Here is a 15,573-nt window from a genome sequence, read left to right as displayed (position 1 = left end):
TTGGTTTCGATCACCCCCGCCACGGAGTGACCCGGGGCCACCAGCCCGGGACATTGCGCCGGTAATTGAGGTATTGCCTGCCGTAGGTCTCCGTGAGTGTTGGTTCCTCGTAGCCTTTCACGAAGGCGACCACTGCAACCAGGACTGTGACTGCGTAGGCCACCAGCCCCCAACTGCCGAACAGCAGTGACTGGCCGAGAATGATGCCCAGCACTGCGAGGTACATGGGGTTGCGCACATGGCGGTAGGCCCCCGTCACCACCAGCGCCTCCGTGGGAGCCGCCGGGGCAGGGGATGAGGCCCGCGACGATACCAGGGGCGAGGAAGAGGAAGAGGAACGTCCCCATCCACGCACGTGCGGGCGACCTTGCCTGGGCCATGCGCGTAAGAATAGTCTCTTTGCTGCCCGCCCTACAGTGCCGCCGGAGCTGCGACCGGGGTGCGTTGAGCCCGACCCCGCACCACAATCAGGGCTACGAGGGCGATCAGGATGTAGATCATGTTGGCCGGGCCTGCCAGTTGCAGGAGCGGGCTCTGTGGTCCGGCAGCGGCTTGGTCGATGCCGCCGGTGGACAGGAAGAGCGTGGGGTCATAGAGGGCGTGCAGAATCATGGGCCAGATCAGGTTACCGGTGACCCGCAGGGTCAGATACATGCAAATGCCGAAGCCGAACGTGAACAGTATGGTCACCAGGACGGTGATGATCGGCATGCCTGACAGGGCATTGGCCGAGTGCAGGAGCGCGAATAACAGTGATGAAAGCACCATGACCACCCACTCGGACTTCCCCGAATCGCGGAGCATTTTCACCACGATGCCTCGTGTGAGGATTTCCTCCGCGAAGCCGATCAGGAGTCCGGTAACCAGTGTGATCACTACGACGGATGCCTGGTAGCTGCTGTAGTTGATTCCCAGGAAGCGCAGCACAATGGCAGCAACCAGGAAGAACGGCGCGGCCCACATCCACCAGCTTCCCTTGACGGGTTGCTGCGCGAAGAGTGGTTTAAACCATTTCACCGAATAGACAAAGGCAGCCAGCACGAGGCTGCCAACGAGCAATGACAGGGTCAGGCCGACGAAGACGCTCTGCGGGGTGCGGAGGAGATCCTCTGCATCCACCTGGTCGCGTGCAAAGGCGCCGATCACTTGGCCGGCGCCGAGGTAGATCGCCATGTAGAGAACCGCCAGCAGGACGGCCCGCCACCAGCCTCCTCGATCCCAGAAAGCCTTCCAACCGGAGATGCGTGCTTCCTTCCCCATTTACTGCCCCTTTTTTCGGAACTCGGGTTGCACTCGCCCCCCCGCTAAAAACCTACTACTTCGTGCAGTTCCCCAGCCGATCGCCTGGCGTGCCGGTAGTAGTCGGCATGTGCCAGGTTTACAGCGGCATCTTCGTCAATAATCACCTTGGTCCGCGGGTGCTGTTGGATGACAGAGCCTGGCACGGCCGCGGACACAGGACCTTCAAGCGCGGCTGCCACAGCCTGCGCTTTGTTGGCTCCGAAGGCCAGGAGCACCAACTGCCTGGCCCGGAGGATCGTGCCCAGGCCTTGGGTGATGCAGTGCGTCGGGACCTGTTCCGGCGAGGCGAAGAACCTGGCATTGTCCCGGCGCGTTTGTTCGGCCAACGCCTTGATCCGGGTTGACGAAGCCAAGGAAGAACCCGGCTCGTTGAACCCCACATGGCCGTTGGACCCGATGCCTAGTATCTGGAGGTCGATGCCTCCGGCCTCGGCGATCATGGCTTCATACTCTGCTCCGGCCTGGGTGATGTCAGGGCCGGTGCCCCTCGGAGTGAACACGTGATCCGGGTTCAATCCCAGGGGCTCCACGACTTCGCGGGTGATGACGGAGCGGTAGCTCTCACGATGCCCTGGCGGGACACCGAGATACTCATCCAACGCGAAGCCGCGTACGCGGGAAACATCGATGCCTTCTTCCCTGACCGCCTTGGCTAATGCTGCGTACGTGGTTAGCGGGGTCGAACCTGTGGCCAGCCCCAGCACGGTGGCTGGGTTGTCCTGGATCTGCTGCGCGAAGATCGACGCGGCTACGCTTCCTGCCTCTGCTTGGTCGCGGACGATAATGACTTCTGCCATGGGATTCCTTTGCTTTCTGGAGGGTCCTACTTTTCTTTCGAAGGCTTTTTGTCCTTCTTGTCCTTCTTCAACTTCCCCTCCAGCGATAAGTCATCGATCCGGACCAGGTTGGGGCCTTGAAGCGTGTAGAGCAGGCCGTCTTCGTCCGCTGTGATGTGCGGACCGCTGTACCAGCCGCCATTGATGCCTGGCACAACAACCGAGACCGCAAACGTGGCAGGGTCGATTCGGAACACCGTGGTGTCGGAGACACCATAGACAATTCCCCGACTTACCTGGAAGGCGCCGAAGTCGGTGCACACCGCGCTCAGGTCGCCCCGGTGGACCACCTGGCGGGTGTCCAGGTCAATGACGAACAAGCCCGCGGCCTTCCGAGACATGCCATAGAGGAACTTGCCGTGGATGGCCATTGCGGCGATGCCTTGGCTCTGTCCCGGGTCAAGGCGCCAAAGCTCCTGGTTTGCTAACGGATCCCAGGCAACCACGGTGCTTCGGGGGCCGGTGGCGTAGATGTTGTCCCCGCCCAGGTAGGCCACTCCGTCCTTTGTGGCCACTGCCCGGACCATCTGGAGGGCATCGATTGGATTGACCTTGGTGATGACCTGCGTTGTCACCGGGTTGTAGGCGGCGAAGCAGCCGCCACCGCCGGTATCGTTCTGCGCGCCGGCAATGACCAGCCCGTTGACGGCGTCCCAACAGACATCCAAGGGGCGGTTTTGCCCGGCAGGGAGGGCCGCCACTTGATAGGGGAGCTGCCCGGTAGAGGGATCGTAGGAGTAGATGCCCCTGGAGTTGTACTGGCCCGTGAACAGGATTCCGCCCACCACTACGGCGTCCTTGGCCTCGCCCGTCGCGCGGAGGTAGGAAACCTGGTTTGACGCCAACTGGTGACGCGCAATGGTTCCCGTGCCGCCCACGTAAACGTCCCCGGCGCCCGCGGCGAGGCCCATGCAAAGCTGCGGCCCGCCCGGTGCTCCAGCCTGTGTGAGGTCATGCTTGACGGCGGTCTTCGCTACAGGATCGACTTCAATGACGTCGTAAGAGGAAACAGTGAGCGCCTTATTGCCGTAGACGTCCAGACCCCACATGGCGCCAACATCCTCTGTGAGGATCTGGGTGATCTTCTTGCTGACCATGTTGTAGGACCAGACGCCCGGCTCCTTGACGAAGAAGACGTCGTTGCCCAACTGCCGGAACATCACGCCGGTCTTCGCGATCACGGTGTACTGGGCATGGTTTGCCAGATTGATCAGCACGGATTTGCCCGGGCCTTTGACGCCCACACCGAGCTGGCCGTTCAACACGCTCAACGACGTGACGGAGACTCCGGTGGCTACTTCGGCAGGAAGGATGTTCGTGGAATTCTTCGTCGTGCGATCGAACGCAAACAGACGCGCCGGGCTGGAGCCATTGCCGCCGCCCAGTGTGCTGCCTGTGCCGAAGTACACGTGGCTGGCAGTGGCGGCCACAGCTTGGGCAATGGTGGCTCCAGGGTCCGGTATGCCCCAGCTGGTCATGGCATTCGTGGCAGGATCGAATTCCCACAGGGAGGGGGCATTGGTGGTTAGCCCGCCGCCGGCAAGGTAGACCTTTCCGTCAGGAGCCACGGACAGCGCCCGGATGTCACGGTCGCCGGTTTCGCCCACGCCCACTGCGGGCACGTTGGGCGTGCGGAGGTCCCAGCGGTACAGGTTCGGCTTTCCATCGATTCCATCGCGCAGCACACCTGCGTACAGGTAGCGGCCGGTGGAGTCGGCGGCCAAAGCCTGGATGCTGTACCCCGAGCCGAGGTCCGTCCGTGACGTGATGGTGCCTGTGGGGAGGTGGTATCCAATCACCCTTACCGGGTTCAGGTTGCGGGACCCGATATAGACCGTGTCGCCCACAAGCAGCGAACTCATGAGCGAAAACTGGACGACGGCGGGTCCAAGGTCCGTGATCTGAGGCGCCCAAGTGTTGAGCGGACGGGCGGCCTCTGCGGCGCCGGGGGACATTGCTGACAGCGCTACGGCGAGTCCGCCGATGCCCCCGGTCTGCAGCAATTGACGACGATTGATGGCGAAGGTGGACATGGAAAGTTCTCCTCATTGAGTATCCCGTGGGGGTGGATTCATGGCGCTTGGAGCGGTCCGGATCCGCTCTGTGCACTTCACTCAGGGTTTCAGCCGCAGAACGGGAAATCCATGATTCGAACATTTTCAGACATTGGGTGGTGCCAAGTCCTTGCAGGTGTTCAACTGTCGGGGCACCGTCATGGCAGAGGCGTATCCCTGTGGTGTAAACGGCGGAACTGGATCGGGGAGTGGCCGGTCTTCTTGGTGAAGAGCCGGCTGAAGTAGGCGGGGTCGTCGTAGCCGGTGAGCGTAGCGACCCGTTGAACGGACAGGGTCGTATCGGCAAGGAGCGACTGGGCACGGGATATGCGCAGCTGCAGAACGAGCTCCTTGGGGCCTGTCCCGGTAGCAGCCCGGACTGTACGCCTGAGGTCGGGGACGGAAACCTCCATTGATGCGGCCAGTTGGGACAGGCTGAGTGGCAGATGGGCCAGTTCGTGCAGCGCGGTGAGGAGCTTGTCGTCCCGGCCCGGAAGGCCGGGGTCCATGGTGCGTCGGCCGCTTTCGACGAGGATTCTTTGGCAGAGCACTGAGGCCTCAAGGTCTCCATGCCGCCCAGCGGTTGAGAGGGCGGCCCGCAGCTGGGGAAAAAGTCCAAGTCCCGCCTTATCTGCGTGGCCGTCAATTCGGACCAAGGGCCGGGTGCGGGCGAAGCACCCCAGCTCCTCCATCGCCCGTGCCATGGGCCCGGAAAAGAGGAGCCAGTGCTCTTTCCACCCAAGGGGTCCTGGCCCGTAGCCGTGGCTTACCCCCGGAAAGAGCCAGATGACAGCGGGAGCCTGGACTTCGAACCGGGCGCCATCCATCGTGAAATGACCGGACCCCTCGGAGACCAGCACCATGGCGTGGCTGCTCAATGTCCTCTCGGAAAAGGAGGGCAGAACACCGCTTTGCTCACCGGCGCCCAGGCACGCCAAGCCCAGGTCCCGTAGCGGGTGGGCGGGTTGCCGATAGCTCGACCAATTGTCCATGGCCTCCAATGTTGCCCTTGCTTGAACAAGAAAGACAACGCTCGCAAAAGTCCAAGTGATCGCCAACGGGAGTCCATTCACTTCCCCGGGCGCCGGTGCCAAGGTGGTGACTATGTTGACCTCGAATGGCTACGTCCTGGACGAATCGGAAACCCGCTTGGCCGAGCTTGAACCGGTGCCCTCCTCCGAACGTGGTGATCGCGACGCGTTGTGGGCACGGCTTCGCCGGGACGGATACCTCTACTTGAAGGGTCAGTTGAAACCGGACAAGCTCCTGGATTTCAGGGAGTTCTACTTTGCTTCATTGGCCGAGGCGAATGTCTTCGCACCCGGCACCGATCCCCGTGACGGTATCGCCTCTGAGGGCGACGCGGACAGGGCCGCCTTGCGCCGGGGCCTGTTTGATCGCATTGTCCCGGGCCCGGAGTACCAGGCGCTGTGCACGGCGGAGGGAATTGCCGATTGGTTTGCCTGGTTTCTCGCCGATGACGTCCATCTGCACCGGCGCAAGATCATTCGCCACACCAAGCCCGGTGAGAGCGGCATCGGCACGGCAACCCAGGCACACTACGATCTCGTCTACCTCCGCGAGGGCAGCGATCGCGTGCTCTCCATGTGGATTCCGCTGGGCGATTGCCCCCGTGAGCGAGGCGGTTTGACCTACCTTGAGGGCAGCCACCACTGGGTGATGGCAGACGAGCGCGAGGGGACCCTGAAACTTCCCGCTGCGTCCATTACCGCCGACCTTCCGGGGTTGGCGGACGAACGTAACGCACGATGGCTGGTGGCCGATTACGAGGTTGGGGACATCGTGGTCCACTCGGCTCACATTGTGCACGCTGCCTTGGACAACATGGACCGCGGAGGCACCATGCGGCTGTCCACGGATATCCGTTATCAGCGGTTGAGCGAACCTATCGACTGGCGCTGGCAGGAGCACTGGAATTACGACGACGGCCTCTGAGCCGCAGCCGTGCGGCACCTCTACTTGGGCTGCTGGACCGCGCCGCGCCACCACGCAACCGTGGCCGCCGTGGCTTCGGCCAGAGGGGTGGGGTCGAGCCCCAGGAGCCGCTGGCTTTCCGAGGAATCCATCACGAACGGCCGCTCGAACTGGTACAACAACTCGGCCAGTTCGCGCATGTCCGTAGAGAAAAGGCCCGCCACCCGCAGCACCCATCCGGGCACGGCGCTCACTTTGGGTGCAGCAACACCGGCGGCAGCCGCATGCGCTTCGGCTATTTCCCGCTGGGTCACGGCGGCACCGGTGGGGGCATGCAGCACACGGTTCCAGAGTTCCGGCTTATGCGCCGCAGCGATCATGGCGGCTGCGAGGTCCGGTACATAGGTAAAGGAGTGCGGCTGGCGGGTGCTCCCGATGACCTGCACTACCTTGCCTGCCAGGATGGGCTTCACCATGCGCTCGCCGGCGTGGGCCATTTTCACGCGCGGCCCGAAGAAGTCGCCGGCCACGACGCTGACGGTATTGGCCGCATGTGCCTGCCGTGCCTTCAGCAGCGCGGTGCGGATGCCGCGTTTGCCGCCGTCCGCCGCACGAGGCCCGGCTTCGGTCATGATCCGGTCGGGCTCGCTGTAGGAGTACAGGCTTTCAGGGAACACGACGACGGCGCCCACGGCTGCCGCTGCATCCATCACGGTCTGCTCGGCCTGGGGAAGTTCGGCTGCCCAGGCCGCGGCACGGTAGGCGCTTCCGTGGATGCAGTGGAACACCGCATGGGCGCCTTGGAATGCATGGGAGACCTGACCGGGGTCGGAGGCATCTACACGCATCCTTTCCACCAGCGGGTGCTCCGGGCCACTGCCTGATCGGGTCAGGATGCGGACTTGGTGGCCTTGCTCCGCGAGCTGTTCGGCGACGGTGTATCCAACGGGTCCTGCTCCGGTCACAACGTACATGGGGTTCTTCTTTCGGGATAGCGGCAGATGGCCTGGTCAAAAGCGAGAGCGCTGCTCTCTGAATCCAGAATGACGGCCCTTTCAATCAATGTCAAGAGCAGTGCTCTCATTTGTTGGCGACGCTCTCTCTTATGGCAAGCTGGACTCATGCCGTCCACCGGAACGCCCAAAAGCAAACCAGCTACTCCGCGCGAACGTGCCCGCGCCCAAACCCTGGTCGACATCGTGCGCATCGGACGCGAGCACTTGGCGGTCCATGGGGCCGCTGCCCTTTCCCTGCGTGCCGTGGCCCGGGACCTCGGAGTCGTATCCTCTGCGGTCTACCGCTACGTCCAGAACCGGGACGAACTCCTTACACTCCTGCTCATCGACGGCTACAACGAGCTCGGCGACGAAGTGGACACGGCCGTGGCAGCAGTTCCGGACGGTGACTTTGCCGGGCAATTCAAGGCCCTGGGCCGCGCGGTCCGGCACTGGGCTCTCCGGGAACCCGCCAGCTACGCCCTCCTCTTCGGCAGTCCGGTGCCCGGATACCAAGCCCCGGGGGAGCGCACCACCGTCCCTGGAACCCGCGTCATCTTCCGCTTGGTGGGCATCTTCGATTGCGCCCAGCGGGCGGGCGTCCTGGACGCCCGGGTGGGTCCCGCCGTCGTGATTCCTCCGGCGTTGGCGGCAGACTTGGAAGCCATCCGCTCGGAACTGAAGCTCTCCGTGTCGGATCCGTCCCTGGCGCGCGGTGTGCTGGTGTGGACGTCCGTTTTCGGGGCGATCAGTTTTGAGGTTTTCGGTCAGTACGGCCAGGACACCTTCAAGGCACGCGACGAGTTGTTCGAGCACCAGTTGTCCGTCCTTCAGGGTGTGGCCGGGCTCTAAGGTTGGGGCGCTAGAGTATTCGGATGGCTCGAGGACTGGCGGATATCGGTGCGGAGGGCGTCCTGCTGGCCGGTGCCGGCCGCGCCATTCTCCTGCAGATCGCCAATCCGCGCGTCGGCCACGGCGTAGCCGAGCACAGCAACTTCGCAGAGCGCCCCATGGACAGGCTCCGGGCCACCATGACCTACGTGTACGCGGTGATCTATGGTTCCGAGGAACAGCTCAAGGCCGTCCGACGCGCCGTCAACAGGGCGCACGCGCCGGTCCGGCGGAGCCCCGATGCCACCTCCGCGGGCTACAGCGCGTTCGACGCCGAGTCCCAGCTCTGGGTGGTCGCCACCCTCTACGACACCGCCGTCACCGTGTACGAAAAGGTCCACGGACAGCTAGACGACGAGACCGCCGACAGCATCTACCGCGACTATGCCCGGATCGGTACGGCACTCCAGCTTCCGCCCGGAAGGTGGCCACGCGACCGGTCTGCCTTCGCCGAGTACTGGCAGGCTCAGGTTGAGGCGTTGCGGCCGGACGCAAAGGCGCTCAAAGTCGCCAGGGAACTGCTCTATCCATCCGGCGGTCCGCGCTTGCTGCGCCTGGCCATGCCGCTGGCCCGTTTCCTCACGGCCGGGCTCCTGCCCGCGCCTGTCCGGGAAGCTTTTGGTTTCCCATGGAGCCCCGGCCACGCCCGACGGTTCGACCGGACCATGAAGGGTCTGGGCCGGGTCTACCCCAGGCTGCCGGAGCGGATCCGGCACTGGCCGCGGGACTACTACTTGAAGCAACTCGCCGTCGATGCCAAGGCACCCAATGCGTAATCCCACCTCCGTTGAAGAGTCCATTGACCGGGCTGCCCACCGTTACCTTGACCGTGCGGACGGCGGACGGCTGCGTGGCCGGCTCACGGAGTTTGTGGTTTTCGGGCTGAAGCAGGCGTGGGCGTGTGTGTTCGGGGCCGCGCTGCTTGCGGTGATCATCGCGGCCCGCCTCTGGTATCCCGCCGACGCCGGACTGGCGCGCAACGACTTCCTCACCATTGCCGCGATCGTCATCCAAGTGCTCATGATCAGCTTCAAGCTGGAGACGTTGCGGGAGTTGCGGGTGATCCTGCTTTTCCATGTGGTGGGGACGGTGATGGAACTGTTCAAGACGGACGTGGGCTCCTGGGCGTATGAGGCCGAGGGTGTCCTGCGGATCGGCGCGGTGCCGCTGTTCAGCGGGTTCATGTATGCGGCCGTGGGTTCGTACATGGTGCGGGTTTTCCGGCTGTTCGACCTCCGCTTCGACCGCTACCCGCGGCGGTGGATCACGGCCCTTGTTGCGGCGGGGATTTACGTCAACTTCTTCTCGCACCACTACATCCTTGACCTTCGCTGGGTGCTGCTTGCCGCCGTCGTGCTTGCCTACGGGCGGTGCGTGATGCACTTCCGGGTGTTCCGCCGCCGCTTCAAGATGCCGATTCTGGTGTCGTTCCTGCTGGTGGCGCTGTTCATCTGGTTCGCCGAGAACATCGGCACGTGGTCGCGTGCGTGGCTGTATCCGAACCAGCTGAACGGATGGCAGGCGGTTTCCATCGACAAACTCCTGGCGTGGTTCCTGCTGATGATCATTTCCGTGGTGCTGGTGGCGTGGGTCTACAAACCGGAACCGCTCGACGCCGCTGACGCCACCCAAACGGCTGGCGCCACCCAAATTCACTAGTGACACCCGGATGTGGGTGTCATCGCTCCGGGTGAGTGGCGCTGTGCATTGTGCGCGTCGTGAGGCTTCACCGCCAGTTCACCGTAGGCGAAACAACCCCTTTTTGCCGCGTGATTCCGGGGGTTTGAGGGTGGTCTTACAGAAAGTTGAGCGCACTAGACTCAACTTTGGATTGACTTAAATCCAGGGCTGAGTACAGTTGAGTGCAGAACGCTCAACTAGCCGATTGTTGAGCAGGCTCCCGACAGGTCAACCGCCCAGCGGACCACTGCCAGGTGCAATCTCCAACATCGGCCATTGAAAGGAAACAAGATATGTCACGTGCAGTAGGTATCGACCTCGGAACCACCAACTCCGTGGTCTCTGTTCTCGAAGGTGGCGAGCCCACCGTCATCGCCAACGCAGAAGGCGGCCGCACCACGCCGTCCGTCGTTGCGTTCTCCAAGTCCGGCGAAGTCCTGGTCGGCGAAATCGCCAAGCGCCAGGCCGTCAACAACATCGACCGCACCATCGCCTCCGTCAAGCGCCACATGGGCACCGACTGGAGCGTCGCAATCGATGACAAGAAGTACACCCCGCAGGAAATTTCCGCGCGTATCCTCATGAAGCTCAAGAACGACGCCGAGAGCTACTTGGGCGAAAAGGTCACCGACGCTGTGATCACCGTTCCGGCATACTTCAACGATGCCGAGCGCCAGTCCACCAAGGAAGCCGGCGAGATCGCTGGCCTCAACGTCCTCCGTATTGTCAACGAGCCCACCGCGGCTGCACTGGCTTACGGTCTGGACAAGGGCAAGGAAGACGAACTCATCCTGGTCTTCGACCTCGGTGGCGGTACCTTCGACGTCTCCCTCCTCGAGGTTGGCAAGGACGAAGACAACTTCTCCACCATCCAGGTCCGCGCAACCGCCGGTGACAACCGCCTCGGTGGCGACGACTGGGACAACCGCGTCGTCGAGTGGCTCCTGAGCCAGCTCAAGGTCAAGGGCATCGACCTCTCCAAGGACAAGATCGCCCTCCAGCGTCTCCGCGAAGCTGCAGAGCAGGCCAAGAAGGAACTGTCCTCCTCCACCAGCACCAACATCTCCCTCCAGTACCTCTCCGTCACCCCTGACGGCCCGGTCCACCTGGATGAGCAGCTGACCCGTGCCAAGTTCCAGGACCTCACCAAGGACCTGCTGGACCGCACCAAGAAGCCGTTCCACGACGTCATCGCCGAAGCCGGCATCAAGGTTTCCGACATCGACCACATCGTCCTCGTCGGTGGCTCCACCCGTATGCCTGCTGTCTCCGAGCTCGTCAAGGAACTCGCCGGCGGCAAGGAGCCCAACAAGGGCGTCAACCCGGACGAAGTCGTGGCCGTTGGTGCCGCACTGCAGGCCGGTGTCCTGAAGGGCGAGCGCAAGGACGTCCTCCTCATCGACGTCACCCCGCTGTCCCTCGGCATCGAAACCAAGGGTGGTGTCATGACGCACCTCATCGAGCGCAACACGGCCATCCCCACCAAGCGTTCCGAGACCTTCACCACCGCTGACGACAACCAGCCGTCCGTGGCCATCCAGGTCTTCCAGGGCGAGCGTGAATTCACCCGCGACAACAAGCCGCTGGGCACGTTCGAACTGACCGGCATCGCTCCGGCACCGCGTGGCGTCCCGCAGGTCGAGGTCACCTTCGACATCGACGCCAACGGCATCGTCCACGTGTCCGCCAAGGACAAGGGCACGGGCAAGGAACAGTCCATGACCATCACCGGTGGCACCGCGCTCTCCAAGGACGACATCGACCGCATGGTCCGTGAAGCCGAAGAGCACGCTGCAGAGGACAAGGCACGCCGCGAAGCTACGGACACCCGTAACTCCGCAGAGCAGCTCGCCTACTCGGTGGACAAGCTGATCGCCGACAACGACGACAAGCTGCCGGAAGAGGTCAAGACCGAGGTCAAGGCCGACGTCGACGCCCTCAAGTCCGCACTGGAAGGCACCGACGACGCCGCCGTCAAGACCGCGTTCGAGAAGCTCCAGGCCTCCCAGACCAAGCTCGGCGAAGCCATCTACTCGCAGGCCGCCGCAGCTGATGCTCCGGGAGCCGGCGCTGAAGGCGCACCTGCCGGTGACAAGGCAGCCAACGACGAAGACATCGTTGACGCCGAAATCATCGACGAAGACGAAGCGAAGAAGTAGCCATGCCTCATCACGGCAACGAAGCAGAGCACTCAGAAGGGAACGAGCCGCGCAAGCCGGTTATTCGGGACAACCGCAAGGTTGACCCGGAAACCGGGGCAGCCCGCCACCCTGAAGGCGAAGCCACGGCTCACAGCGAAGGCAACGCCGCTCCCTCGGACGGCGATGCGCTCTCCCAGGCTGAGGAAATCCTCAACGGGGTAGAGGTGCCGGCTGAAGAGTCGGTAGCCTCCGGTGCCGCAGCTGAAGCCCAGGCAGCGGAGCTCCGCAACGATCTCCTTCGCCTCCAGGCTGAGTACGTCAACTACCGCAAGCGCGTCGAACGCGACCGCGCCGTAGCAGGGGAGATGGCCGTCATCGGCGTCCTGAACTCCCTGCTCCCGGTGCTGGACGACGTCGACGCCGCACGCCAGCACGGTGACCTCGAGGACGGCCCCTTCGCCGCGATCGCCACCAAACTGGAGAACGCACTGAAGACGTACGGACTGGAACGCATCGCGGACACGGGAGTCGAATTCGACCCCACCATCCACGAAGCACTCATCCAGCAGCCCGGCGAGGACATCCAGGTTGACACCGTCAGCCAGGTGCTGCGCTCCGGATACCGCTCAGGCGAGCGTGTCCTGCGTGCAGCCCAAGTGATTGTCGCGGTTCCGGCTTAAGGTGAGTTGACCGCAGCGCGAAGTGGAATATGGGCCCCGGGAGTGGCATCGGGCCTGCCGGAGCGTGGCGGCTCAAGTCCGTTAGGACTGAGCCGCCACGCGTAGGGGCGGGGGCCCATATTCCGCGTAGCGCAACGTAACGACAGATTTGAAAGGAAACGCTCTTGGCCAGCCAGGACTGGGTTGAAAAGGATTTTTACGCGATCCTTGGTATCGCCAAGGACGCGTCCGACGCGGATATCAAGAAGGCTTACCGCAAGCTAGCCCGGCAGTACCATCCGGATACGAATTCCGGGGATGCTGCTGCGGAGAAGAAGTTCAAGGACATTTCCGAGGCTTACTCGGTGTTGTCGAGTCCTGAGGACCGGCAGCAGTATGACGCCATCCGTGCCATGGGTGGCGGGGCCCGGTTTGCTCCGGGAGCCGGGCGTGGCGGTGCGGGTGCCAACGGTGGGTTCGAGGACCTCTTTGGCGGCCTGTTCGGCGGCGGACCAGGCGCCCGTCAGCCTGCGGGCGGAGGCATCCCTCCGGAGTTTGCCGACTTGTTCGGCGGCGGATTCGGCGGTGCCGGCCAGACCGGTTTCCAGCGGGCTCCGCAGAAAGGTTCGGACCGCACGGCGACCACCACCATTTCCTTCGCCGGCTCCATCAAAGGCACCACGGTGAGCCTGCGCGAAAGCAACGGCAACGTGATCGACGTCAAGATTCCAGCCGGGATCAAGGACGGGCAGAAGGTCCGTCAGCGTGGCAAGGGCAATGTCGGCCCTGCCGGCAACGGTGATCTCATCATCACCGTGAGCGTGAAGCCCCACGATTTCTTCCAGCGCGACGGCGACAACATCCGCATCCACGTGCCTGTCACGTTCGCGGAAGCGGCGCTCGGCGCCACCATTGAGGTTCCAACGCTCGACGGCGACACCGTCAAGTTGCGTGTACCGGCGGGCACACCCTCTGGCCGTACCTTGAGGGTCAAGGGCCGTGGCGTGAAGACGTCCAAGGCGACCGGCGATCTCCTGGTGACCATCGACGTCGCGGTTCCCCAAAACCTGAACAAAGAAGCGGAGGAAGCTGTCAAGGCGTTCGCTGCTGCCACCACTGACGCGAACCCGCGTCGCGACCTGGCCGCGAAGGCCCGGTTGTAAGGAGGCAGGTCATGGCAATCGACGTCAACCAGCCGATCTTTGTCATCTCCGTCGCTGCGGAGCTCGCTGACATGCATCCGCAGACGTTGCGCCAGTACGACCGTCTGGGCATCGTCTCGCCCAGCCGCGCCCCCGGCAAGTCCCGCCGCTACTCCCAGAACGACGTCAATAAACTGCGGGAGGTCCAGCGCCTTTCGCAGTCCGGCGTCTCCCTCGAGGGCATCAAGCGCATCCTTGACCTTGAGAACCAGGTGGCCGCGCTGCAGTACCGGGTGGCTGAACTGACCGAGGAACTGTCACGGCGCCGCACGCGGATGGATGCGCGCATCTTCGCGGCGGGAGCTGCCGGCGACGTCGTCAGCCTTGCCCGCGGGCAGAGGCCACGTGGTCGTTCCCAGGCAGTTGTCGTGTGGCGGCCGCGGCCGGCGGAGGACCGCTGATCCCCGGATCAATGCAGCTGGAGCAGGCTTAGCTAGACCAGCCCTCCGCGTTCGCCGATCGCCGCTTCCAAGGACCGGAGGACGGCAAAGGGGACTATCCCGCTGGTCCTCGGGTTCTGCGGACTGGGGTTGTTGCGGATCTCGAAGCGGTATTCGCCGGAGGGGCCCGAGGCTTCAATGACGTGGCTGGTCAGTGAGGCCTTCGGGTCGGCCGTCAGCCGCACCTGCACGCCGTCCCAATCCCCGACGGCCTCAGCCACGGCCGCTGCGACGTTGAGTGAGCGCGGAAACAGCCGTGCCGCTTCCTGGGCTGAGCCGAGGAAGACCTCCAGCGGTTCTGTGGTCGCTCGGATCCCATCGGCTTGCTCCTGTTCCATCCAAGGTTGGACCAGCGTTTCAGGAAGTTTAGTGGTGGAGACCACCACGGAATCGTAGGCGGCTTCCCTTGCGCCGGCTTCAAGGAGGTCGAGCCCGCCCACAGCGCCCGACGTCATGAACAACCTCCCGGGACCGCACGCGTTCAAGCGTGCTGCCAGCCCCTGGTCGGCAAGGGCGCCGATGGAGGTGATCAGGAAATCCACGCCCGCGCCCAGGATCTTTTCAGCGTATTCAGTCACGGCGGACTGCCCCGCGCATTCCACGATCAGCTCGCAGCACTCCAGGGCCGCTTCCAAGGTCAGCGAAGGGAAGGGGCGTTCGACGGCGGGACGCCCGGTTCCGTTGTCGGTGCGGCTGATGATGCCGGCTAGTTCTGCGCCCACCACCTTGCCCAGGGAGATGTCCTCGGCGACGCGCGCGCCGATGGCTCCGTAGCCGATGATTCCTATGCGGTGGGACGTCATTCCTGTTTCACTTTCCGGCGTCAGCGGTGGGTACTGACTGTCCGTCCTCGAATTGGTCGATGGAAGCGGACACCTTCCTGAGGAGCCCGCTGAGCTGGGTGATTTCCTTGGCGTTCAGCCCGGCCAGCATCTGGCGCTGTGTGGCGAGGTGCTCCTCGAAAATGGAGTCGATGACGTCTTTGCCGTGCGGGGTCAATTGCGCGTAGACGACGCGTCGGTCGGTACGCGTGCGCACCCGCTCGATGAGGTTTTGTTCCTCCATGCGGTCCAGCCTGAACGTGATCCCGCCAGTGGTAAGCATTGACGAACTTGCCAGCTCGCCGGCTGTCTTCCGGTGTGGTTCACCGGAGCGGCGCAGGTTTGCCAGCACGTCAAAGGAGGCCAGCGTGAGTCCGTATTTTTCGAAAACTGAGTTTTCAATGACGCGCTGTTTGATGATGATCTGGGCCAAGCGCCCGAAGACGCCGATGGTACCGGCGTCCAGTCCGGGCTTCTCCCGGGCCCAATCCTCGAGGATGCTGTCCACTGTGTCGCTGGTGTCCGGTTGCTTACCCATGGTGGTCCATTCTCATCGTGGTTGCCCTTTTCATAAATAACTTAGCACTGACTTTCTCAGTACGAGGAAGATTGGTGCG

The 15,573-nt window shown here is 63.4% G+C and carries 16 protein-coding genes; 8 read left to right on the top strand and 8 right to left on the bottom strand.

What is annotated here, in order from left to right; all coding sequences use genetic code 11:
• Nucleotides 1-10: 10 nt before the first annotated feature.
• The 5 genes from PYR64_RS16640 to PYR64_RS16620 form a co-directional block, all read right to left on the bottom strand.
• Nucleotides 11-259, bottom strand: coding sequence for a methyltransferase (locus tag PYR64_RS16640; protein WP_275776443.1), 249 nt, complete (start codon nt 257-259; stop codon nt 11-13).
• Between the two features lie 152 nt (nt 260-411).
• The gene (locus tag PYR64_RS16635; RefSeq protein WP_275776441.1) at nt 412-1,260 is read right to left on the bottom strand and encodes a CPBP family intramembrane glutamic endopeptidase; all 849 of its coding nucleotides are present in this window, start codon (nt 1,258-1,260) and stop codon (nt 412-414) included.
• Nucleotides 1,261-1,304: 44 nt separating this feature from the next.
• Nucleotides 1,305-2,099 (bottom strand): glucosamine-6-phosphate deaminase, encoded by a 795-nt coding sequence (locus PYR64_RS16630; RefSeq protein ID WP_275776439.1) that lies wholly within the window; start codon nt 2,097-2,099, stop codon nt 1,305-1,307.
• 26 nt (nt 2,100-2,125) lie between these two features.
• Complete coding sequence (locus PYR64_RS16625; RefSeq protein ID WP_275776437.1) at nt 2,126-4,171, bottom strand: hypothetical protein; 2,046 nt, start codon at nt 4,169-4,171, stop codon at nt 2,126-2,128.
• Between the two features lie 179 nt (nt 4,172-4,350).
• Complete coding sequence (locus tag PYR64_RS16620; protein ID WP_275776436.1) at nt 4,351-5,184, bottom strand: AraC family transcriptional regulator; 834 nt, start codon at nt 5,182-5,184, stop codon at nt 4,351-4,353.
• Between the two features lie 112 nt (nt 5,185-5,296).
• Between PYR64_RS16620 and PYR64_RS16615 the strand changes: the two genes are divergently transcribed.
• Nucleotides 5,297-6,148, top strand: coding sequence for a phytanoyl-CoA dioxygenase family protein (locus PYR64_RS16615; protein ID WP_275776434.1), 852 nt, complete (start codon nt 5,297-5,299; stop codon nt 6,146-6,148).
• A 20-nt stretch (nt 6,149-6,168) separates the two neighbouring features.
• On the opposite strand, the gene PYR64_RS16610 is transcribed toward PYR64_RS16615, so the two are convergent.
• Entirely contained in the window at nt 6,169-7,101 is a 933-nt protein-coding gene (locus tag PYR64_RS16610) for an NAD-dependent epimerase/dehydratase family protein (RefSeq protein ID WP_064722516.1), read from the bottom strand.
• A gap of 147 nt (nt 7,102-7,248) precedes the next feature.
• Here PYR64_RS16610 and PYR64_RS16605 point away from each other — a divergent pair, with 147 nt between their 5' ends.
• The 7 genes from PYR64_RS16605 (at nt 7,249) to PYR64_RS16575 (ending at nt 14,096) form a co-directional block, all read left to right on the top strand.
• The gene (locus PYR64_RS16605) at nt 7,249-7,974 is read left to right on the top strand and encodes a TetR/AcrR family transcriptional regulator (RefSeq protein ID WP_275776431.1); all 726 of its coding nucleotides are present in this window, start codon (nt 7,249-7,251) and stop codon (nt 7,972-7,974) included.
• Between the two features lie 23 nt (nt 7,975-7,997).
• Nucleotides 7,998-8,789 (top strand): oxygenase MpaB family protein, encoded by a 792-nt coding sequence (locus PYR64_RS16600; protein ID WP_275776429.1) that lies wholly within the window; start codon nt 7,998-8,000, stop codon nt 8,787-8,789.
• Nucleotides 8,782-9,672 (top strand): DUF817 domain-containing protein, encoded by an 891-nt coding sequence (locus PYR64_RS16595; RefSeq protein WP_275776427.1) that lies wholly within the window; start codon nt 8,782-8,784, stop codon nt 9,670-9,672. Before PYR64_RS16600 ends, PYR64_RS16595 begins: the two co-directional genes overlap by 8 nt.
• A 314-nt stretch (nt 9,673-9,986) precedes the next feature.
• Nucleotides 9,987-11,852, top strand: a complete 1,866-nt coding sequence (gene dnaK / locus PYR64_RS16590) for a molecular chaperone DnaK (RefSeq protein WP_018778257.1) — start codon at nt 9,987-9,989, stop codon at nt 11,850-11,852.
• A 2-nt stretch (nt 11,853-11,854) separates the two neighbouring features.
• A complete protein-coding gene (locus tag PYR64_RS16585; protein ID WP_018778258.1) occupies nt 11,855-12,514 on the top strand; it encodes a nucleotide exchange factor GrpE in 660 nt (219 codons plus the stop codon).
• Between the two features lie 164 nt (nt 12,515-12,678).
• Nucleotides 12,679-13,656 (top strand): DnaJ C-terminal domain-containing protein, encoded by a 978-nt coding sequence (locus PYR64_RS16580; RefSeq protein ID WP_018778259.1) that lies wholly within the window; start codon nt 12,679-12,681, stop codon nt 13,654-13,656.
• A gap of 11 nt (nt 13,657-13,667) precedes the next feature.
• Entirely contained in the window at nt 13,668-14,096 is a 429-nt protein-coding gene (locus tag PYR64_RS16575) for a helix-turn-helix transcriptional regulator (protein WP_275776423.1), read from the top strand.
• 32 nt (nt 14,097-14,128) lie between these two features.
• Here PYR64_RS16575 and PYR64_RS16570 read toward each other — a convergent pair whose 3' ends face one another.
• Both PYR64_RS16570 and PYR64_RS16565 read right to left on the bottom strand, forming a co-directional pair.
• Complete coding sequence (locus PYR64_RS16570; RefSeq protein ID WP_189076247.1) at nt 14,129-14,938, bottom strand: aspartate dehydrogenase domain-containing protein; 810 nt, start codon at nt 14,936-14,938, stop codon at nt 14,129-14,131.
• A 7-nt stretch (nt 14,939-14,945) separates the two neighbouring features.
• Nucleotides 14,946-15,494 (bottom strand): MarR family transcriptional regulator, encoded by a 549-nt coding sequence (locus tag PYR64_RS16565; RefSeq protein WP_018778262.1) that lies wholly within the window; start codon nt 15,492-15,494, stop codon nt 14,946-14,948.
• Between the last annotated feature and the right edge of the window lie 79 nt (nt 15,495-15,573).

This window comes from Paenarthrobacter sp. Y-19 (assembly GCF_029223985.1).
In the GTDB taxonomy this organism is placed as follows: Bacteria; Actinomycetota; Actinomycetes; order Actinomycetales; family Micrococcaceae; genus Arthrobacter; species Arthrobacter nicotinovorans.
The sequence above is the reverse complement of the archived record's forward strand: the minus strand, read 5'-3'. Positions and strand labels throughout refer to the sequence as shown.